This is a genomic window from Streptomyces sp. NPDC042259 (assembly GCF_055582085.1).
Map to the genome: position 1 here is coordinate 122,442 of NZ_JBVJDW010000001.1, position 20,236 is coordinate 142,677.

General features: G+C 72.2%; 16 protein-coding genes. 5 read left to right on the forward strand and 11 right to left on the reverse strand.

Going from position 1 to position 20,236, the window contains the following annotated elements:
* Nucleotides 1–110 precede the first annotated feature (110 nt).
* The 6 genes from whiA to ACZ6MA_RS00655 form a co-directional block, all read right to left on the reverse strand.
* Nucleotides 111–1,118, reverse strand: a complete 1,008-nt coding sequence (gene whiA / locus ACZ6MA_RS00630; RefSeq protein WP_215083160.1) for a DNA-binding protein WhiA — start codon at nucleotides 1,116–1,118, stop codon at nucleotides 111–113.
* Entirely contained in the window at nucleotides 1,109–2,158 is a 1,050-nt protein-coding gene (locus ACZ6MA_RS00635) for a gluconeogenesis factor YvcK family protein (protein ID WP_469429912.1), read from the reverse strand. The genes whiA and ACZ6MA_RS00635 overlap by 10 nt, the downstream gene beginning before the upstream one ends.
* Complete coding sequence (rapZ, locus tag ACZ6MA_RS00640) at nucleotides 2,155–3,087, reverse strand: RNase adapter RapZ (RefSeq protein ID WP_466899547.1); 933 nt, start codon at nucleotides 3,085–3,087, stop codon at nucleotides 2,155–2,157. Before rapZ ends, ACZ6MA_RS00635 begins: the two co-directional genes overlap by 4 nt.
* 139 nt (nucleotides 3,088–3,226) lie before the next feature.
* Nucleotides 3,227–5,275, reverse strand: a complete 2,049-nt coding sequence (uvrC, locus tag ACZ6MA_RS00645) for an excinuclease ABC subunit UvrC (protein ID WP_469429914.1) — start codon at nucleotides 5,273–5,275, stop codon at nucleotides 3,227–3,229.
* A gap of 163 nt (nucleotides 5,276–5,438) precedes the next feature.
* On the reverse strand, nucleotides 5,439–6,305 hold the full coding sequence (locus tag ACZ6MA_RS00650) for a hypothetical protein (protein ID WP_469429916.1): 867 nt from the start codon (nucleotides 6,303–6,305) through the stop codon (nucleotides 5,439–5,441).
* A 4-nt stretch (nucleotides 6,306–6,309) separates the two neighbouring features.
* Nucleotides 6,310–6,936, reverse strand: coding sequence for a papain-like cysteine protease family protein (locus ACZ6MA_RS00655; protein WP_469429918.1), 627 nt, complete (start codon nucleotides 6,934–6,936; stop codon nucleotides 6,310–6,312).
* Nucleotides 6,937–7,164: 228 nt separating this feature from the next.
* Here ACZ6MA_RS00655 and ACZ6MA_RS00660 point away from each other — a divergent pair, with 228 nt between their 5' ends.
* A complete protein-coding gene (locus ACZ6MA_RS00660; protein ID WP_469429920.1) occupies nucleotides 7,165–8,109 on the forward strand; it encodes a hypothetical protein in 945 nt (314 codons plus the stop codon).
* 48 nt (nucleotides 8,110–8,157) lie between these two features.
* Here ACZ6MA_RS00660 and ACZ6MA_RS00665 read toward each other — a convergent pair whose 3' ends face one another.
* A complete protein-coding gene (locus tag ACZ6MA_RS00665) occupies nucleotides 8,158–8,580 on the reverse strand; it encodes a Rieske (2Fe-2S) protein (RefSeq protein WP_469429922.1) in 423 nt (140 codons plus the stop codon).
* Nucleotides 8,581–8,701: 121 nt separating this feature from the next.
* On the opposite strand from ACZ6MA_RS00665, the gene ACZ6MA_RS00670 reads away from it, so the two are divergent.
* Complete coding sequence (locus ACZ6MA_RS00670; protein ID WP_469429923.1) at nucleotides 8,702–9,637, forward strand: carbohydrate kinase family protein; 936 nt, start codon at nucleotides 8,702–8,704, stop codon at nucleotides 9,635–9,637.
* A 300-nt stretch (nucleotides 9,638–9,937) separates the two neighbouring features.
* Here the strand turns inward: ACZ6MA_RS00670 and uvrA are convergent, their stop codons facing one another.
* Nucleotides 9,938–12,925: an excinuclease ABC subunit UvrA gene (gene uvrA, locus ACZ6MA_RS00675; RefSeq protein WP_469429924.1), complete on the reverse strand. Its 2,988-nt coding sequence runs from the start codon at nucleotides 12,923–12,925 to the stop codon at nucleotides 9,938–9,940.
* A gap of 247 nt (nucleotides 12,926–13,172) precedes the next feature.
* On the opposite strand from uvrA, the gene ACZ6MA_RS00680 reads away from it, so the two are divergent.
* From ACZ6MA_RS00680 to ACZ6MA_RS00690, 3 genes are all read left to right on the forward strand, one after another.
* Nucleotides 13,173–13,871: a maleylpyruvate isomerase family mycothiol-dependent enzyme gene (locus tag ACZ6MA_RS00680; RefSeq protein ID WP_469429926.1), complete on the forward strand. Its 699-nt coding sequence runs from the start codon at nucleotides 13,173–13,175 to the stop codon at nucleotides 13,869–13,871.
* A 9-nt stretch (nucleotides 13,872–13,880) separates the two neighbouring features.
* Nucleotides 13,881–14,537: an MBL fold metallo-hydrolase gene (locus ACZ6MA_RS00685; RefSeq protein ID WP_469429928.1), complete on the forward strand. Its 657-nt coding sequence runs from the start codon at nucleotides 13,881–13,883 to the stop codon at nucleotides 14,535–14,537.
* 318 nt (nucleotides 14,538–14,855) lie between these two features.
* Complete coding sequence (locus ACZ6MA_RS00690) at nucleotides 14,856–16,139, forward strand: MFS transporter (protein WP_469429930.1); 1,284 nt, start codon at nucleotides 14,856–14,858, stop codon at nucleotides 16,137–16,139.
* A 131-nt stretch (nucleotides 16,140–16,270) separates the two neighbouring features.
* Here the strand turns inward: ACZ6MA_RS00690 and ACZ6MA_RS00695 are convergent, their stop codons facing one another.
* The 3 genes from ACZ6MA_RS00695 to ACZ6MA_RS00705 form a co-directional block, all read right to left on the reverse strand.
* Nucleotides 16,271–17,257, reverse strand: a complete 987-nt coding sequence (locus ACZ6MA_RS00695) for a TerC family protein (protein ID WP_469429931.1) — start codon at nucleotides 17,255–17,257, stop codon at nucleotides 16,271–16,273.
* Between the two features lie 177 nt (nucleotides 17,258–17,434).
* A complete protein-coding gene (locus ACZ6MA_RS00700) occupies nucleotides 17,435–19,447 on the reverse strand; it encodes a TerD family protein (protein ID WP_469429932.1) in 2,013 nt (670 codons plus the stop codon).
* Nucleotides 19,448–19,563: 116 nt separating this feature from the next.
* Nucleotides 19,564–20,142, reverse strand: coding sequence for a TerD family protein (locus ACZ6MA_RS00705; protein ID WP_469429934.1), 579 nt, complete (start codon nucleotides 20,140–20,142; stop codon nucleotides 19,564–19,566).
* Nucleotides 20,143–20,236: the final 94 nt, after the last annotated feature.

The window sequence follows — 20,236 nt, forward strand, 5'->3', positions numbered from 1 at the left end:
TCGGCTCGTATGAGCGGACCCCGTCGGGGCCCCGCACAAGGCCGCCCCCGACGTCCGTGCGGGACGTCGGGGGCGGCTTCCGGGGTGGGTGCGGCCGGAGGGCGGGCGGCTCAGCCGACCAGGCCCTCGGCCATCTCCTCGGACAGGTCGGAGAGGTCCGACAGGTTCGACTCGGTGCCGGGGATGCCCAGGTCCTGGGCGCGCTTGTCGGCCATGGCGAGCAGCCGCCGGATCCGGCCGGCGACGGCGTCCTTGGTCAGCGGCGGGTCGGCCAGCGCGCCCAGCTCCTCCAGGGAGGCCTGCTTGTGCTCCATGCGCAGCCGGCCCGCGGCGGCGAGGTGCTCGGGCACCTCCTCGCCGAGGATCTCCAGCGCCCGCTGGACCCGGGCGCCCGCGGCGACGGCCGCGCGCGCCGAGCGGCGCAGGTTGGCATCGTCGAAATTGGCCAGCCGGTTGGCGGTGGCCCGCACCTCGCGGCGCATCCGCCGCTCCTCCCAGGCCAGCACCGACTCGTGCGCGCCCAGCCTGGTCAGCAGCGCGCCGATGGCGTCACCGTCACGGACGACGACCCGGTCGACGCCCCGCACCTCGCGCGCCTTGGCCGCGATCTGCAACCGGCGGGCCGCGCCGACCAGCGCGAGCGCGGCCTCCGGGCCCGGGCAGGTCACCTCCAGGGACGAGGAGCGGCCGGGCTCGGTGAGCGAGCCGTGGGCGAGGAACGCGCCCCGCCAGGCGGCCTCGGCATCGCAGGTGGCCCCGGAGACGACCTGGGGCGGCAGCCCGCGGATCGGCCGGCCGCGGCCGTCGACCAGCCCGGTCTGCCGCGCCAGCTGGTCACCGCCCGCCACCACCCGCACCACGTACCGGCTGCCGCGGCGCAGCCCGCCGGGGGCCATCACCACCAGGTCGGAAGCGTGCCCGAAGATCTCCAGGATGTCCTTGCGCAACCGCCGGGCCGCGATCCCGGTGTCCAGCTCCGCCTCGATCACGATGCGCCCGCTGACCAGGTGCAGCCCGCCCGCGAACCGCAGGATCGCCGAGACCTCCGCTTTCCGGCAGCAGGTCCGGGTGACGGGAAGCCGGGAGATTTCGTCCTTCACCGCTGCCGTCATCGCCATGGGCCGATCCTTCCATGCATCCGAAAAATACGGTCGTACGCGGCGGCCAACAGCTCCGGGTCGTGCGTCGGGCAGCCGTCGGGGGAGGCGACCGGCGCCAGCTCGACCGTTGCCCCCAGCCGCTTGGCGGCGTCGGTGAGGCTTTCCCGGTCGGGCACGGCGGCCTCGTCGGCCAGCACCACGTCCAGGGCGAGTTTAGGGGCGTGTCGGGCCAAAACCTCCAAATGACGCTGCGGGGAGAAGCCATCTGTTTCGCCGGGTTGCGGTGCGAGGTTCAACGACAGGACCCGGCGGGCCTTCGTTTCCTGCAGCGCCTGGAGCAGTTCGGGCACCAGCAGATGCGGGATGACGGAGGAGAACCAGGAGCCGGGACCGAGTACCACCCAGTCGGCGTCGAGCACCGCCTCGACGGCCTCGGGCACCGCGGGCGGGTCCTCCGGGACGACGTGCACGGACTGCACGTCGCCCGGGGTGAGCGCCACCGTGGCCTGGCCGCAAACGGTGCTGATGGCGTCGGGCTCGGCCGGATCGTGGCCCCGCACGAGCGCCTGGAGCTCCAGCGGGACCGCGGACATGGGCAGCACCCGGCCGTGGGCGCCGAGCAGCTTGCCGACCAGGTCCAGGGCGCTGACGTGGTCGCCGAGCTGCTCCCAGAGGGCGACGATCAGCAGATTGCCGACGGCGTGGCCGTGCAGGTCGCCCTCGCTGGCGAAGCGGTGCTGGATCACCCGGGCCCAGGTCTGGCCCCAGTCGTCGTCCCCGCACAGGGCGGCGAGGGCCTTGCGCAGATCGCCCGGGGGCAGGACGCCCAGCTCGTCGCGGAGCCGGCCACTGGAGCCGCCGTCGTCGGCGACGGTGACGACGGCCGTCAGATCGCCGGTGATGCGGCGCAGCGCGGCGAGCGAGGCGGACAGCCCGTGGCCGCCGCCGAGGGCGACGACCTTGGGCTGGGCACCGGTGTACGCCCGGCCGTCACGGCCGCGGGCCCGGCCGGGGACGAGTCGGCGTACCCGGCGCAGGCGGGAGGTACGGCCGGTCACTCGCGCCCCATGTCCCGGTGCACGACGACGGTCTCGACGCCTTCCGAGACGAGGCGGTGGGCGAGCTTCTCCGACATGGCGACGGAGCGGTGCTTGCCGCCGGTGCAGCCGACCGCGATCGTCACATAGCGCTTGCCCTCGCGGCGGTAGCCGGCGGCGATGAGCTGGAGCAGCTCGGTGTAGCGGTCGAGGAACTCCTTGGCGCCGGGCTGGTTGAAGACGTAGCCCGAGACCTCCTCGTTGAGACCGGTGAAGGGGCGCAGCTCGGGGACCCAGTGCGGGTTGGGCAGGAAGCGGCAGTCCACCACCAGATCGGCGTCGACGGGGAGGCCGTACTTGTAGCCGAAGGACATGACGGTGGCGCGCAGCTCCGGCTCCTCCTCGCCGGCGAACTGGGCGTCCATCTTGGCGCGCAGCTCGTGGACGTTGAGGCTGGAGGTGTCGATGACCAGGTCGGCGTCGCCCCGCAGTTCGCGCAGGAGGTCGCGCTCGGCGGCGATGCCGTCGACGATGCGGCCGGAGCCCTGCAGCGGGTGCGGCCGGCGCACGGACTCGAAGCGGCGCACCAGGGCGTCGTCGGAGGCCTCCAGGAAGATGACCCGGCGCTTGACCTTCTTGGCGGCCAGGTCCGCGAGGGACTCGCGCAGATTGTCGAAGAAGCGCCGGCCGCGGACGTCCACGACCACGGCGATGCGGGCCACGTTGCCCTGGGAGCGGGCGCCGAGGTCCACCATGGTGGGGATCAGGGCGGGCGGCAGGTTGTCCACGACGAACCAGCCGAGGTCCTCCAGGCACTTCGCGGCGGTGCTGCGGCCCGCCCCCGACATGCCGGAGATGATGACCAGCTCGGGGATTCCCGCTGTCTCGCCGGCCGCGTCCACCGTCGTGCCCGTACTCACCTGTGCTCCGTCTCCGTCGGTGCCGTTCATGCTGTCTTCCCCCGTTCCGCTGACGGCGCCGCGGGTGCGGCTCCGTCTTCCATACTGCGGCCTTGGCGTGCCCAAGGCCCAAACTCCGGGCGTCCTGATCCCGCGCGTCCGAGGACGGGCAGGTGCCGGGTCCCCGCCGTCATTCCGCCGCCTCGTCCATGATCTCGCCCGTCGCGGTGTTGACGGCAGGGGCGGGGGCCGAGGCGGCGAGGGCGGCCGCGATCGTCTCGGCCGTCTTGCGCCCGATCCCGGGTGTCTCGCAGATCTGCTCGATCGTCGCGGCGCGCAGCCGCTTGACCGAGCCGAAGTGCTTGAGCAGGGCCTGCTTGCGCGTGTCGCCGAGGCCGGCGACGGCGTCCAGCGGGCCGGCCTTCATCGACTTGGCGCGCTTGGTGCGCTGGTAGGAGATGGCGAACCGGTGCGCCTCGTCGCGGACGCGCTGCAGGAGGTACAGGCCCTCGCTGGTGCGCGGCAGGACGACGGGGTCCTCCTCGTCGGGCAGCCAGACCTCTTCGAGGCGCTTGGCGAGTCCGCAGACGGCGACGTCTTCTATACCCAGCTCGTCCAGCGCCCGCTTGGCGGCCGCGACCTGCGGCCGGCCGCCGTCGACGACGACGAGCTGCGGCGGGTAGGCGAACCGCTTGGGACGGCCGTCGTCCTCCCGGCCCCCGGCGGGGACGGCACCTTGGGTGACGCCCTCGATCGCGTTCTCCGGCGCGTTCCCCAGCGCGGTTTCCGGGGCTCCTTCGGCCGCTCCCTCGGGGCGCTCCTCCCACTCCCCCGTCTTCTGCTTCTCCGTGAGGTAGCGGCGGAAGCGGCGGCCGATGACCTCGTGCATGGACCGGACGTCGTCCTGTCCGGCGAAGGACTTGATCTGGAAGCGGCGGTACTCGCTCTTGCGGGCGAGACCGTCCTCGAAGACCACCATCGAGGCCACCACGTCCTGCCCCTGGAGGTGGGAGATGTCGAAGCACTCCACGCGCAGCGGCGCGGAGTCGAGCCCGAGGGCCTCGGCGATCTCTTCGAGGGCGCGGGAGCGGGTGGTGAGGTCGGAGGCGCGCTTGGTCTTGTGCAGGGCGAGGGCCTGGCCGGCGTTGCGCTGGACCGTGGCCATCAGGTCCTTCTTGTCACCGCGCTGCGGGATGCGCAGGTCGACGCGGGCGCCGCGGCGCTCGGTGAGCCACTGGGCGACGGGCTCGACCGGGTCGGGGAGGGCGGGGACGAGGACCTCCTTGGGGACCGAGTCGCCCTTCTCCTCCCCGTACAGCTGCTGCAGGGCGTGCTCGACCAGCCCGGCCGTGTCGACGGCCTCGACCTTGTCCGTCACCCAGCCGCGCTGGCCGCGCACCCGCCCGCCGCGCACGTGGAAGATCTGCACGGCGGCCTCCAGCTCGTCCTCGGCGACGGCGATGAGGTCGGCGTCGGTGGCGTCGGCGAGGACGACCGCGTTCTTCTCCATGGCGCGCCGGAGGGCTTCGAGGTCGTCGCGGAGCCGGGCGGCCCTCTCGTACTCCATCTCCTCCGCGGCCTCGTGCATCCGCTGTTCGAGGCGGCGGAGGTAGGTGCCGGTGCGGCCGGCCATGAAATCGCAGAAGTCCTCCGCGAGTTCGCGGTGCTCCTGGGGGGTGACCCGGCCGACGCAGGGTGCGGAGCACTTGCCGATGTAGCCGAGGAGACAGGGGCGGCCGATCTGGGCGGAGCGCTTGAACACCCCGGCCGAGCAGGTCCGTACGGGGAAGACCCGCAGCATCAGGTCGACGGTCTCGCGGATCGCCCAGGCGTGGGCGTAGGGGCCGAAGTAGCGCACGCCCTTCTTCTTCGGCCCGCGCATGACCTGGACGCGCGGGAATTCCTCGCCCATGGTGACGGCGAGCGAGGGGTAGCTCTTGTCGTCGCGGTATTTGACGTTGAACCGCGGGTCGAACTCCTTGATCCAGGAGTATTCGAGCTGGAGCGCCTCGACCTCGGTGGAGACCACGGTCCACTCGACGGAGGCGGCCGTGGTGACCATGGTGCGGGTGCGCGGGTGCAGCCCGGCGAGGTCCTGGAAGTACGAGGAGAGCCGCTGGCGCAGGCTCTTCGCCTTCCCGACGTAGATCACCCGGCCGTGTTCGTCACGGAATTTGTAGACCCCCGGCGAGTCGGGGATCTGTCCCGGCTTGGGTCGGTAGCTGCTGGGGTCGGCCATGTCACACACCCTACTTGCGGGCAGTGACAACGCGGTCGCCCAGCCGCCTCGGCGCGCACCACGGGCCCGCTTCCCGCGGGTTGCGGGGAGCGGGCCCGTGCCGGGCCCCGGTGGGGGGTCGTGCGCGGGGCCCGGGGCGGGACGGCCTTGCGTCGGCGGTCCGTCAGCGGCGGCGCAGCCCGCGGCCCGCCACGGCGGCGGCGCCGAGGACGGCGAGCGCCCCCGCGGCCGTCGCCGCCGAGGCCGCGGTGAGCGGGCCCGTGCCGCCGTCCCCCGCCGCCCGCGCGGCGGCGGGGGACTCCGCAGGGGCGTGCTGCTCGCCGTAGCCGCCCGCCTGGCCCTTCTTCGCGTAGGCGGAGCCGGGCAGCTTGTCGCCGTACGCCCGGTGGACCCGGTCGCGGTAGCGGTCCAGGGTGGTCCCCCCGGCGCCGATCGCCCGGGTGGCGTCGGGGTCGAGGGGCAGCACCCGGTCGCCGCGCTGGACGTACCAGGCGTCGATCTGGGGTTCGCGGAAGACGGTCCCGCCGCCCTTGGCGGCGCCCTCGGCCGCGTAGCGCGTCTCGTCGTCGCCGGTCGCGATGTTGACGACCTTCCAGGTGTCCCCGGCCCGCGCGGTCCACACCGACGCCTTCCGCCCGTCGGCGGAGACGGCCTCGCTGGCGAGGAAGTCGAGCGAGGCCACGGGGGCGCCCGCCGTGCCCGCCACGAACCGCGGGGCGAGCGTGTAGACGGGCACGGTCTTCCCCGCGATCCTCGGTTTGACCTTCGCCGGGGCGACGGCGCCGTCCCGGGCGAAGAAGCGGGAGAGGGTGTCGAGGGTCGCCGGTGCCGTCGCCGCGTCGTGGGCGGCGGCGATCCCGGAGGCCGGCGGGGGTGTGGGGGCCGGCGGGGCGCCGGCCGCCTGCGCGAGCGGGGCGAGGCCGAGGAGGGCGGCGGTGAGCGCGCCCGCGGCCGCCGCACGGGCCGCGATGCCGCGCACGGTGCTCGGCGGTGTCTGTGTCGGGGTGTGCTTCGGGGTCTTCCCGGTCATGACCTCACGCCCCGATCCGGTAGAGCGAATGCGTCCACGAGAACTCGTTGTTGTCGACGTACCAGTCGTGCGCCGCCCAGTTGTAACGGCTGTTGGAGCCCCACGGGTCGCCCCAGTAGACCCAGCTCTTGGCGTCGTCGAAGCCGTACAGGACGTGCATGTGCCCACCGCCGGAGGACCACTGGATGCGGGTTTCGACGGGCCGGCCGGCGTTGATCTCGCCCTGCACGGTCGGGTAGCGCAGCCACCCGGTGACGTACGAGCCGGGGTTGATGCCGGCCCAGCGCAGGGCGGTCTGGACATTGGCCAGGTTGGCCTGGCTGTTGGGGCATTCGGTGCCCTGCTGCCGGTTGAAGGCCGCGTTGCAGAACTGGTTCTGGCTGTAGGCGCGGCCGAGGAAGGTGGCGATGGTGTTGCCGGAGGCGGCCCAGCACCAGTTGCTCTTCTGCTGGACCTGCATGGTGATGGCGAGCCGCTTGCTCGCCTGCGTGCCGGCTCCGTCGCCGGTCGCGGCACTCGCCGTGGTGGGGACGGCGAACAGCGCGGAGGCGAGGAGGACGGCCGCGGACAGGGCCGTCAGCCGTCTGCCGCGTATGCGGGTCGATGTCGGTTGTGCCGAGGCACGGGTCATGGCGTTCCTCCCGTGGCGGGGGGTTGTGGTGGAGGAGCGCGTCCGGACGCTGAGGGGAGCATCAAGGTGTTGTCGGTGACCGGTCAACCAGCTTCAATGCGGAGTGAGACAGCGGTGTGAACAGCTCGAACCGGAAGTGAACGGCCCGTGCCCACACAGGAGGATCACGGCGGTCCCGGCGACCGGAGATCTCTCCACCGCTCGTGAATATTCACTAAGGAGCGGCGGATGGAGTGGAGCGGCACTCAGGCCGAGGCGGCCGAGGCGGAACTCGCGCGGGCGTTGCGCTCGGGCCCGTTCCATCTTGCCCTGCGGACGGCACTGACGGTACGGGGCCTCGCGCTGCACCGAGTACAGCACCGGCTCGCGCAGCGCGGGGTGAAGGTCGGTCTGACGAGCCTGAGTTACTGGCAGCAGGGCGCCCGGCGGCCGAGACGACCGGAGTCGCTGCGGGCGGTGCGGGCGCTGGAAGAGGTCCTGGACCTGCCCCCGGAGTCCCTGACCCGGCTGCTCGCCCCCTCGGCCGCCGAGGAGGCCGGACGGCCCGCGGCGCGGTCGCTGCGCTCCCTGGTGGACGGCCCGCGGGCGGTGGAGCGGCTCCTCGCGGAGCTGGAATCGCCCGCCGACGGCGGGCTGCACACCGTCTGCCATCTGGAGCGGGTGCTCATCGGCGACCGGCGTGAGCTGCGCGGCCGCGACTCCCACCACGTGGTGCGGGCGCACCGCGACGGCGTGGACCGCTATCTGGCCATCCACCGCGGGGACACCGGCTGCGACCCCGGGCGGGTGACCGTGCGGGCGTTCGACAACTGCCGGGTCGGCCGGGTGCGGTGGCACGCCGGGTCGGGTGTCCTCGCCGCCGAGCTGCTCTTCGACGTGCGGCTGCGGTCCGGGGACACCTACGTCTTCGGCTACGGCTTCGACGACGGCACCGGCGGCACGAGCGGTGAGTACGTCCGCGGGTTCAGCTTCGCGGGCGGACAGTACGTGCTCCAGGTCCGCTTCGACGCCGCCGCCCTGCCGGTCCGCTGCCGCCGCTTCACCCAGGCCTCGGCCAACGCGCCCCGCACGGGGCAGCAGGAACTGACGCTGGCGGGTCGGCACCGGGGGGTGCATCTGGTGGAGCAGGGGGTACGCCCGGGAATCCTGGGGATCGCCTGGGACTGGACCTGAGCGGACGGGGGCGGGCGTCAGGCGATCCGGGCGTCAGGCGTCCGGGCGTCAGGCGTCCGGGCCGGCGATCAGCTTGCCGCCGGCGGCCTTGACGGGCACGGCCGGCAACGGGGCGCCGGCCGGCCCCTGGATGACCTTGCCGGTGGTGGCGTCGAAGAGGCTGCCGTGGCAGGGACAGTGGATCCTGCCGTCCTCGACCTTGTCGACCACACAGCCCGCGTGCGTGCACACCGCGCTGAACGCCTTGAACTCGCCCTTGGCGGCCTGGGTGACGACCAGCCGCTGCTCCCGGTAGAGCCGCGAACCGCCGACCGGGACCTCCGAGGGCGCGCCGAGGTCCACCGGGGCGGTGGGCGTCGGGGGGCCCTTGGGCGCCGTCTCGCCCCCGCAGGCCGCCGTGCCGAGCCCGGCGGCACCGGCCAGCGCCGCTCCTCGCAGCACGGTACGGCGGGAGGCTGGCTGGCTGGTCATGGAGGCTCCAACGGCTGAGCTGCGAAGAGGACGCCTCGACGATACCGGCACCCCTTCGTCCGGTTGCGACGTGGCAGGCTGGTCACCCCGATCGGCCTGTCGCAGGAAGGGACGCCCTCTCGTGATCGTCGTAGCCGGAGAAGCCCTGATCGACCTGGTGCCCGGTGGTCCGGGGGGTGACGGCGACCTGCCGGCGCTGCTGCCCCGGCGCGGCGGCGGCCCGTACAACACGGCGGTCGCGCTCGGCCGGCTGGGCACCCCGACGGCCTTCTGCTCACGGATCTCGACGGACGGCTTCGGCGACGCCCTGCTGGACGGCCTGCGGGCGGCGGGGGTGGACGTCTCGTCGGTACGGCGTGGTCCCGAGCCGACGACGCTGGCCGTGGCGGCCGTCGGCGCGGACGGCTCGGCGGGCTACCACTTCTACGCCGACGGCACGGCGGACCGTCTCTTCGAGCTGCCGGGACCGCTGCCGGAAGGGACCGCGGCCCTGTGCCTGGGAACCTGCTCGCTGGTGCTGGAGCCGGGGGCGAGCGCGTACGAGGCGCTGCTGCGGCGGGAGGCCGCACGCGGGCTGTTCACCCTGCTCGACCCCAACATCCGGCCCCGGCTGATCCCCGACGCCGACGCCTACCGGGCCCGGTTCCGCTCCTGGCTGCCCCATGTGTCACTGCTCAAGCTGTCCGTGGAGGACGCCCGGTGGCTGGGCGGTTCGCCGCGGGAATGGCTGACGGCCGGTCCGGCGGCGGTGGTCCTCACGGACGGCGCTACGGGACTGAGCGTGCTGACCGGGGACGGCGAGCGGTACTCCGTCCCGGCGGCGGTCGGGGGCGGGGTCGTGGACACGATCGGTGCCGGTGACACGGTGAACGCCGCGCTGCTGCACCGCCTCGCGGGCCACGGCGCGCTGTCGTCCGCCGCGGTGGCCGGCCTGACCCGGGCGGACTGGCTCGACACCCTGACCTTCGCCGCCCGGGCGGCGGCACTCACCTGCTCCCGCCCGGGAGCGGAGCCGCCGTACGCGGCGGACCTGGAACCTGCCCGCCGAACCAGGTGAACGGCGCTGTGCGTGTGTCCTCAATCGCCGGACGGGCTTGCTGTGCTGTGTCCTCAATCGCCGGACGGGCTTTGGGGGCCGAACGTAGCCACATCCAGCCCGCCCGGGCACGGATTGAGCTGAGCCCAGCCATATCCAGCCCGCCCGGGCATGGGTTCAGCTGAGCCCAGCCATATTGAGCCCGCCCGGGTACGGATTCGGCTGAGCCCAGCCATATCCAGCCCGTCCGGCGATTGAGGACGCGCCCGCAGGGCGCTCACCGCCGCAGGCGGTAAGACGACCCGCGGGCCAAAAACAGGCTCAGGCGCGCCGCGCCGCCTTCTTCGCCGCGCCAGGCGCAGCCTTCTTGGCCGGGGCGGCCGCAGCCTTCTTCGCCGCAGCCTTCTTCGCCGGCGCGGCCTTGCGGCCACCGTTCCCGCGCCCCTTCGTCACGGCCGCGTCGCTCACGCGGTCGCCCAGCAGCTCCCGCAGGAACTTGCCGGTGTGGCTGCCGGGGACCGAGGCGACCTCTTCGGGCGTGCCTTCCGCGACGACGAGTCCACCGCCGCTGCCGCCCTCCGGGCCCATGTCGACGACCCAGTCCGCCGTCTTGATCACATCGAGGTTGTGCTCGATAACGATCACACTGTTGCCCTTGTCGACCAGGCCGGACAGCACCTTGATCAGCTTGCTGATGTCCTCGAAGTGCAGCCCGGTGGTGGGCTCGTCGAGCACATAGACCGTGCGGCCCGTCGAACGCTTCTGCAGCTCGCTCGCGAGCTTCACCCGCTGGGCTTCGCCGCCGGAGAGCGTCGGCGCGGACTGGCCGAGCCGGACGTACCCGAGCCCGACCTCGTGGAGCGTGCGCAGATGACGCGCGATCGTCGGGACGGCCTCGAAGAAGTCCAGCGCCTCCTCGATGGGCATGTCCAGCACCTCGGCGATGGACTTGCCCTTGTAGTGCACCTCCAGGGTCTCCCGGTTGTAGCGCGCGCCGTGGCAGACCTCGCACGGCACGTACACGTCCGGCAGGAAGTTCATCTCGATCTTGATGGTGCCGTCGCCGGAGCAGTTCTCGCAGCGGCCGCCCTTGACGTTGAAGGAGAAGCGGCCGGGCAGATAGCCGCGGACCTTCGCCTCCATGGTCTCCGCGAACAGCTTGCGCACATGGTCGAAGACGCCGGTGTACGTGGCCGGGTTGGAGCGCGGCGTACGGCCGATGGGCGACTGGTCGACGTGTACGACCTTGTCGACCAGGTCGTCGCCGTCGACGCGCGTGTGCCGTCCGGGGACGGTCCGCGCGGCGTTCAGCTCACGGGCCAGGTGGGTGTAGAGGATGTCGTTGACCAGCGTCGACTTGCCCGACCCGGACACACCGGTGACGGCCGTGAGCACGCCGAGCGGGAAGGACACGTCGATGTCCCGCAGGTTGTTCTCGCGGGCGCCGCGCACCGTCAGCCTGCGGCTCGGGTCCACCGGCCGGCGGGTCTCCGGCATGGCGATGGACTTCTTGCCGGCCAGGTACTGGCCGGTCATCGACTCCTTGTTGGTCAGCAGCTCCTTCAACGGACCGCTGTGCACCACCTTGCCACCGTGCTCGCCCGCGCCGGGGCCGATGTCGACGACCCAGTCCGCGATCTTGATGGTGTCCTCGTCGTGCTCGACGACGATCAGGGTGTTGCCCATGTCGCGCAGACGGACGAGCGTCTCGATGAGGCGGTGGTTGTCCCGCTGGTGCAGGCCGATCGACGGCTCGTCCAGCACGTAGAGCACGCCGACGAGGCCGGAGCCGATCTGGGTGGCGAGCCGGATGCGCTGGGCCTCGCCACCGGAGAGGGTGCCCGCGGCCCGGTTCAGCGAGAGGTAGTCCAGGCCGACGTCGACCAGGAACCGCAGCCGCTCGTTGACCTCCTTGAGCACTCGCTCGGCGATCTTCTTCTCGCGGCCGGTGAGCTTCATCCCGCGGAGGAAGTCGGCGCACTCGCTGATCGACATCGCGGCGACCTCCGCGATGGAGCGCCCCTGCACGGTGACCGCGAGCACGATCGGCTTGAGCCGCGTGCCCTCACAGGTCGGGCAGTGCACCTCGCGCATATAGCCCTCGAAGCGCTCACGGCTGGAGTCGCTCTCGGCCTCCGAGTGCCGCCGCTTGACGAACGGCACCGCGCCCTCGAAGGACGTGGTGTACGCGCGCTCGCGCCCGTAGCGGTTGCGGTAGCGGACCTCGATCTGCGTCTTGTGGCCGCGCAGCAGCGCCTTTTTGGCCCGCTGCGGGAGCCCCGCCCAGGGGATGTCCGTGCGGAAGCCCAGCTCCTCGGCCAGGGCGCCGACCAACCGGCTGAAGTAGTCCTTGGTGTGACCGTGCGACCAGGGGCTGATCGCGCCCTCGTCGAGGGACTTGTCCTCGTCGGGGACGATCAGCTCCGGGTCGACCTCCATGCGGGTGCCGATGCCGGTGCAGTCCGGGCAGGCGCCGAAGGGCGAGTTGAAGGAGAAGGAACGCGGCTCCAGCTCCTCGAAGGACAGGTCGTCGTAGGGGCAGTAGAGGTGCTCGGAGTACATCCGCTCACGCTCGGGGTCGTCCTCGGCGAGATCGACGAAGTCGAGGATGACCATGCCGCCGGAGAGACCGAGCGCGGTCTCCACCGAGTCCGTCAGACGACGCTTCGCGCTGTCCTTGACGGTGAGGCGGTCGATGACCACCTCGATGGTGTGCTTCTCCTGCTTCTTGAGCTTGGGCGGCTCGGAGAGCTGGATCGTCTCGCCGTCGACCCGGGCGCGGCTGTAGCCCTTGGTCTGGAGGTCGGAGAAGAGATCGGCGAACTCGCCCTTGCGCTCGCGCACCAGCGGCGAGAGCACCTGGAAGCGGCTGCCCTCGGGCAGCTCGAGCACCCGGTCGACAATCGCCTGCGGCGACTGCCGGGAAATGGGCCGCGCGCACTCGGGGCAGTGCGGCTTGCCGATGCGGGCGAAGAGCAGCCGGAGGTAGTCGTAGACCTCGGTGATGGTGCCGACCGTCGAGCGCGGGTTGCGCGAGGTCGACTTCTGGTCGATGGAGACGGCCGGGGACAGGCCCTCGATGAAGTCCACATCGGGCTTGTCCATCTGGCCCAGGAACTGGCGTGCGTAGGAGGAGAGCGACTCGACGTAACGACGCTGCCCCTCGGCGAAGATCGTGTCGAACGCGAGGGACGACTTGCCCGACCCCGAGAGTCCGGTGAAGACGATGAGGGAGTCACGCGGAAGGTCGAGCGAGACGTTCTTGAGGTTGTGCTCGCGAGCGCCACGGACGATGAGACGGTCTGCCACGCCGGTCGGCACCTTTCTTGAGAGTCGGCTCCGGGGAGCTTCCGAGGGGCTGCGGACAGAGCCGCCGTCCCTCGATCCAGAGTACGGGGGGCCACTGACAATCGAGGGTCGAGCGAGGGCGGGCACCGGAAAGGCGCGGCCCCGCGGTGCCGTCAGCGACCCTCCCGACCATATAGCACGTACATTCGATTTAGGGGCGGGATCGGACACCTTCACCCGAAGGAGTGGCCCGGCTATCGTCGGCGCCATGATTGATCATGTGCACGACCTCGCCTCCGTACGCGAAGCCACCGACCGGCTGCTCTCCGCGATCGGCGCACTGGACAACGCGGCCGTCGCCGAGCCGTCACGGCTTCCCGGCTGGACCCGCGGCCATCTCCTCGCCCACCTCGCGCGGAACGCGGACGCCCTCGTGAACGTCCTGGAGGGCCGCCCCATGTATGTGAGCGGCGAGGCCCGCGAGGCCGACATCGAGCGGGACGCGCCCCGTCCGCTCGACGTCCAGCTCGCCGACCTGCGCGACAGCTCCGCCCGCTTCCTGCGGGCGGCCGACGCGCCCGCGGACTGGAGCCGCACGATCGAGATGCGCAACGGCGTGACCGACTCCGCCGCGCGCGTCCCCTTCCGCCGCCTCGTGGAGGTCGAGCTGCACCACGTCGACCTCGGCATCGGTTACGAACTGACGGACCTTCCCGAGGAGTTCACGGCCCGGGAGATCGAGTTCCTCGCCGAGCGCTTCACCGGCAACCCCGCCGTCCCCGCGCTGACACTGACCGCGACCGGCGGCGCACACGACGGCAAGCAGTGGTCCACCGGCCGGCGCGAAGGCAAGCCCGCCCCCGTCACCGGCCCGCCGGCGGCACTGATGGGCTGGCTCGCCGGACGGTGCGACGGCTCGCAACTGGAAACCGGTGGCGCTCCGCTGCCCGTTCTTCCGCCGCTATAGGGTGATCCCATGACGTACAGCGGAGCGGTAGAGGTCGGCGGACCTGCGGACGTACACGAGTTGGCCGATCTGATGATCTCCAAGGTCGCGGTCGGCCCCATGAACAACAACGCCTACCTGCTGCGTTGCCGGGCGACGGACGAGCAGCTGCTGATCGACGCCGCCGCCGAGCCGCACACCTTGCTCTCCCTCATCGGCGACGGCGGCATCGCCTCCGTGGTGACCACCCACCAGCACGCCGACCACTGGGGCGCGCTGGCCGAGGTGGTGGACGCCACCGGCGCCCGCACCTACGCGGGCCGTGAGGATGTCGAGGGCATCCCGGTGCCGACGGACGTGCCCGTCGAGGACGGGGACACCATCCGGGTCGGCCGCGTGGAGCTGACGGCCCGCCACCTCGTCGGCCACACGCCGGGCAGCATCGCGCTCGTCTACGACGACCCGCACGGCCACGCGCACGTCTTCACCGGCGACTGCCTCTTCCCTGGCGGCGTGGGCAACACGCACGACGACCCCAAGGCCTTCACCAACCTCCTCGACGACGTCGAGACCAAGATCTTCGGCACGCTGTCCGACGAGACCTGGGTCTACCCGGGCCACGGCAACGACACCACGCTGGGCGCCGAGCGCCCGCACCTCGCCGAATGGCGCGAGCGCGGCTGGTGACACCCCCCGGCTCGACGGCCGGGCGCACGAGAACGTCGAGAACGCACTGAACGGTAAGGACCGGCGGCCATGGCCGCCGGTCCTTACCCCTCTGCGCTGCCCGAGGGGGCGGCAGCGCGGAGGTACCGCCAGGGGGGAACCGGCGCGGAGCCGTGATCAGGGCCGGAGGGGGACGGAGGGGGCGCTGTCGGCGCCGTACCGCCGGACCGGCCGAGATCCGCCGCGCCCCGCGCCGTGCTCCCCCACGCCCCGTTGCCTGCCATCTCCATGGAAGTTGGGCATTACATGCAACGAGACCGTTCACCCGATTCACCGTCCATGTTCCGGCTGGCGGCCGCCTCGCTGGCCGGTACCGCCATCGAGTTCTACGACTTCTTCGTCTACGGCACCGCCGCGGCGCTCGTCCTCGGCCCGCTCTTCTTCCCCACCGTCTCCCCCTTGATCGGCACGCTCGCCGCCTTCGGGACCTTCGGCGTCGGGTTCCTCGCGCGCCCGCTCGGCTCCATCCTTTTCGGCCATATCGGCGACCGCCACGGGCGACGCCCGGTCCTCATCGCGTCGCTGCTCCTGACGGGCATGGCGACGGTCGCGGTCGGCCTGGTGCCCACGTACGACAGCATCGGCATCGCCGCGCCGGTGCTGCTGCTCGTCCTGCGTTTCGTCCAGGGCCTCGGGCTCGGGGGCGAGTGGGGCGGGGCGGTGCTGCTGACCGCCGAACACGCGCCCGCCCACCGCCGTGTCCTGTGGTCGAGCTTCCCGCAGGTCGGCCCTTCCGTGGGCTTCGTCCTGGCCAACGGCCTGACACTCACCCTGTCGGCCACGCTCACCGACGCGCAGTTCCTGTCCTGGGGCTGGCGGGTGCCGTTCTGGGCGGCCGGCCTCCTGGCGGCGGCCGGGCTGCTGCTGCGCACCCAGCTCAGCGAGACCCCGGCGTTCCAAGAACTGGCCGCCAGTGAGAACCGTGCCTCGCTGCCGCTGGCCGAGATCGTCCGCGGCCACTGGCGGCTCGTCCTGCTGACCGCCGGCGGCCTCGCGGCCGGCTACGCCGTCTTCTACACGGTCACGACCTGGTCGCTCGCCTACGCCACCGAGCGGCTGCACGTCGACCGCACGGTCATGCTCGCCTGCATCATGGTCGCGGTCGCCGCCTCGGGCGTGGCCACCCCGCTGGTCGCGCTGCTGGGCGACCGCTACGGCCGTCGTCCGCTGTGCCTGATCGGCTGCGCCGCGGTGGTGCTGTGGATGGCCCCGCTGGTGGCCTTGCTGCAGACCGGCCGGCCGGTGCTGATGCTGGTGGGCTTCGTCGTCGCGATGCTGGCCTTCACGACCACGTTCGCCGTGACCGGTGCCTATCTCCCGGAGCTGTACGAGCCCCGGGTGCGCTGCACGGGGGCGGCCGTCGGCTACAACCTGGCGGGCGTCCTGGGCGGCGCCCTCACCCCGCTCGTGGCGACCGCGACGTCCCAGGGCGACGGGCCGCCCTGGGGCGTCGCCGGCTATCTGACCGCGGTCGCCCTGCTGAGCCTCGGCTGCTTCGCGCTCCTGCCGGACACCCGCCCGACGCCGGCCGCCGCCCCAACGGCCGAATACGCTCCCGCGTAGGGATGCCGGACGGGCTGGCTCCGGCCGAGTTCAGCCGAAACCAGCCCATCCGGGGGCACCTCCCAGCGGTAGCCGGGGGAGATTGAGGACGGCGCCCCTGGGGCGCCCGTCGCCATGGGCGGTACGGGCCCTCAGACCAGGCTGCTGTCCTTGCCCTCGGACGGCTCCGCCGCCCCCCGCTTCCTGGAGGCGTAGAGGCTGGTGACGGTCGTGACGACCAGCACCGCGCAGATGACGCCGAGCGAGACCGGGATGCTGATCTCGGGGACCCCCACACCGTTCTCGTGCAGGGCGTGCAGCACGAGCTTGACGCCGATGAAACCGAGGATGATCGACAGCCCGTAGGAGAGGTGGACCAGCTTCCGCAGCAGGCCGCCGATCAGGAAGTACAGCTGGCGCAGGCCCATCAGGGCGAACGCGTTGGCCGTGAAGACGATGTACGGGTCCTGGGTGAGGCCGAAGATGGCCGGAATCGAGTCCAGGGCGAAGAGCACATCGGTGGTGCCGATCGCCAGCATGACGATCAGCATCGGGGTCATCAGACGCTTGCCGTTCTCGACGACGAACAGCTTGGTGCCGTGGTACTTGTCCGTGGACGGGAAGCGCTTCTCGACCATCTTCAGGAAGCGGTTCTCCTCGAACTCCTCTTCCTCCGCGTCGGCCCGCGCCTCCTGGATGAGCTTCCAGGCGGTCCAGATGAGGAAGGCGCCGAAGAGGTAGAAGACCCAGGAGAAGTTGGCGATGATCGCCGCGCCCGCCCCGATGAATCCGGCTCGCAGGACGAGGGCTATCAGCACACCGACCATGAGCACGCGCTGCTGGTAGATCGGCGGAACCGCGAACTTCGCCATGATCAGGACGAAGACGAAGAGGTTGTCGACGCTCAGGGACTTCTCGGTGATGAAGCCCGCGAAGAACTCGCCGGCCGGCTGACCGCCGCCGAAGAGCAGCAGCCCCAGCCCGAAGAGCCCGGCGAGGGCGATCCAGACGGCGGTCCAGATCCCGGCCTCCTTGAGGGAGACCTCATGGGGCTTGCGGCCCCCGATGAAGAAATCGGCGGCGATGAGGGCGCACAGACCAAGAATGGTCAGCACCCACAGGGTCAGGGAGACGTCCACTGTTCCTCCGGCACTCGGTACGGCAACTACCAGCGTCGTCGCTGCCGGAGGAACGCTCCACCCGTACGCGGTCCACGGGCCCTTCCTCCGTACAAAAACAGTACAGGAAGACCCAAGAAACAGTAAAGGAAAGACCAAGTTAGCTGGTCAGAGGCTTTTGCTTATGCCGGACCCGGCCTAGAGGCCATACGCCTGCCGGGCCTGGCCGACCTGCCAGAGCACCTGCCGCAGCACCTCGCTCCCGGCGGGGGCGAGCGAGGGCTCGTAGGTCCAGGCGTGGCCCACCCACGGGTCGGCCAGGTGGTCGGAGGGCACCGGCGTGATCCTCAGCAGGGCACGCCAGAGCGGGTCCAGCACCGGCCCGTAGACCCGGGAGTCCTCCCGGTCGGCCACCATCATCAAGTGCACCCCCACGGCCGGTCCCTCGTCCGCGAGGTAGCGCAGCTGGGTGACGGCCCGGTCGTCGAAGCCGTGCGGGAAGTCGTTGACGATCAGCAGCTGCTCGGCGACGTCGAGGTCCGGCGGCAGGGAGTCGACGGCACCGCTGCGGACCGCCATCTGCACCAAGTCGACCCGCTTGGTCAGCCGGGACAGCAGCGCGGTCACCCCCTGGACGCCGGCCGCCGGCGGCTCCTTCAGGGCCCCGGACCGCAGCAGCGGCGTCAGGGCGGCACCGGCGGCGCCCGCCGGGTCGATGACATGCACCGTGAGGTCGCCGACCGGGTAGGCCGCCAGTAGCCGCGCGGCGTGCGCGACCGCCGTGTCCATGGCCAGCCGGCGCAGCTCGGCGGAGTCGGCCAGGCCGGGGTCCGTGCCGTCCGACCGGCCGCTGTCGATCCACAGCCCGCGCTCCAGCGGCAGCCGCACCAGCATGGGGATCCGCAGATCCGCACGCTCCGGCAGCCGCAGATCACCCAGGCGCAGCGCCATCGGGGTCTCCAGCGGCACCTGGTAGCCCTGCCAGACCGGGCTGTCCCAGCGGGCGAAGGCGGGCGGCAGGGCGTGCTCGACGACCTCGGACTCGGCGGCGAGCTGGGCGAGGTCCCGGTCGAGCGCGGCGCGGGCCTGCTCGACGAGCGCGTCCCGCTTGGCGCGCGCTTCCTGCCGGGCCGCGTCGGCGGCGGGCCCGACCCGGGTGCGCGGGTCGGAGAGCACCCGGTCCAGCTCCTGTTCCAGGCGGGACTCGGCGAAGTCGACCGCGCTGCGGTAGGCGGCGGTGGTGCGGGCCAGGTCCTCGAACATGCCCCAGACCTGGTTGTAGAGCCGCTCGTTCATCGTCCAGCCGCTGGCGTCGCCCGCCACGGGCGGGGCGGGCCGGCCCGGCTCGGCCGGCTGGACCGGGGGCGCCGGCTCCGGCGGCGTCGCCGTGCGACGTCGGGGGTGCTGGTAGCTGACGGGGCCGCCCGCGGCCGGGGGCTGCTGGGCCGCCGGAGTGTCCGCGCGGAGGTCGCCGGGTGCGGCCGTCCCGGGGTCGTGGCCGGGCCGTACGGCCGCCCGGCCGGCGTCCGGGGCACTGTCGGCGCCGTTGCCGGCGCCGTCCCTGGCGCCGTCCCTGGCACTGGCTCCGGACGCTGCCGCGCGGCGCGCGGCGCCGTCCCCCTGGGCCAGGTGGGCCGGCGGTGGGGCGATCGAGCGGGCCATGCCGCCGGTGACGGCCTCCTCGATGGCCTTGGCCGTCTCGGCCGCCCGGGGCAGCCCCTGGTCGGCGAGCATCGCGGCCAGACCGCCCGCGTACCCCTGGCCGACGGCCCGTACCTTCCAGGCACCCTGCCGGCGGTAGAGCTCCAGGGCGACGACGGCCGACTCCGACCGCAGATCGGTCATGGTGTAGCTGGCGACCTCGACGCCCTCCAGCGAGGTGACCGCGACGAAGGGCGCCGCCAGGTCACCGAAGCGGGCCGGTCCGTCCGCACCGGCCGGCAGGGCGAGCAGCACGTTGACGTGGTGGACGGCGTCGGGGACGGCGCCCAGGTCGACGGCCAGCCGGTGGTCGGCGGCCGCCTGTCGGGACACTTCGAGGCCGGGGAGCCGGTGCGAGGCGGGGTGCGCGACCCACGCGGCATCGGCGATCTTGCCGTCGGCGTCACCGAGGGTGGCACCCGCCACCACCGGAGTGCCCGCCGAGATCCTGATCTCCAGGCGGCTCTCGGACAGCGGGTGGTTCTGCCCCCGCACCAGCTCGGCCGTCATCGCCGTTCCCCCTTGTTGTGCCGCGCTCGCCGCGCCGCGCTCGTGTGTGCCGACGGGCCCGGCGGAACTGTCTCCGCCGGGCCCGGTCCTGCCGTCGACTGTCGTGCCGTCGAGCCCTACAGGCTCGCCTGGACCGCCGGGATCAGGTCCTGGAAGGTCCGGCCGTTGGCCGGGGCGCCGATGGCCGTCATCTGCCAGCCGTTGCCGGAGCGGTGCACCTTCGCCATGATCTGCGCGGTGTACTGGCCGCCGCCGTCGAGGGTGTAGCGGGCCAGCTCCTGGCCGGTCGTCTCGTCGACCAGGCGGCAGAACGCGTTCTGCACCTCGCCGAAGGTCTGGCCGGTGAAGGAGTTCACCGTGAAGGCGATCTCGTTGATGTGCACGGGCACGCGCTGCAGGTCGACGAGGATCGCCTCGTCGTCGCCGCCCTGGCCCGCACCGCCGACGCGGTTGTCACCGGTGTGCCGCACCGAGCCGTCGTCGCTGACCAGCTTCTGGAAGAAGACCACGTCGACCGGCTGCTTGTCGGCGAAGAGCAGCGCCGACGCGTCGAGGTCGATCTCCCTCGTGCGCGACCCGAACAGTCCGCGGCGGGGGGCGGCCTGCCAGCCCAGCCCCATCCGTACCGCGGTCAGGGTGCCCCCGTCGGCCTTCTGCAGGCTGATGCCCTGACCCTTGGACAAGTTGACCGTCACGCGCAGTCCCTTCTCGTTTTTCTCTCGTGTTGCCCCGTGACCGCGCGCTCGGCGTGGTCTCCTCCCACGACCCTATGCACTGTCACCGGCCACG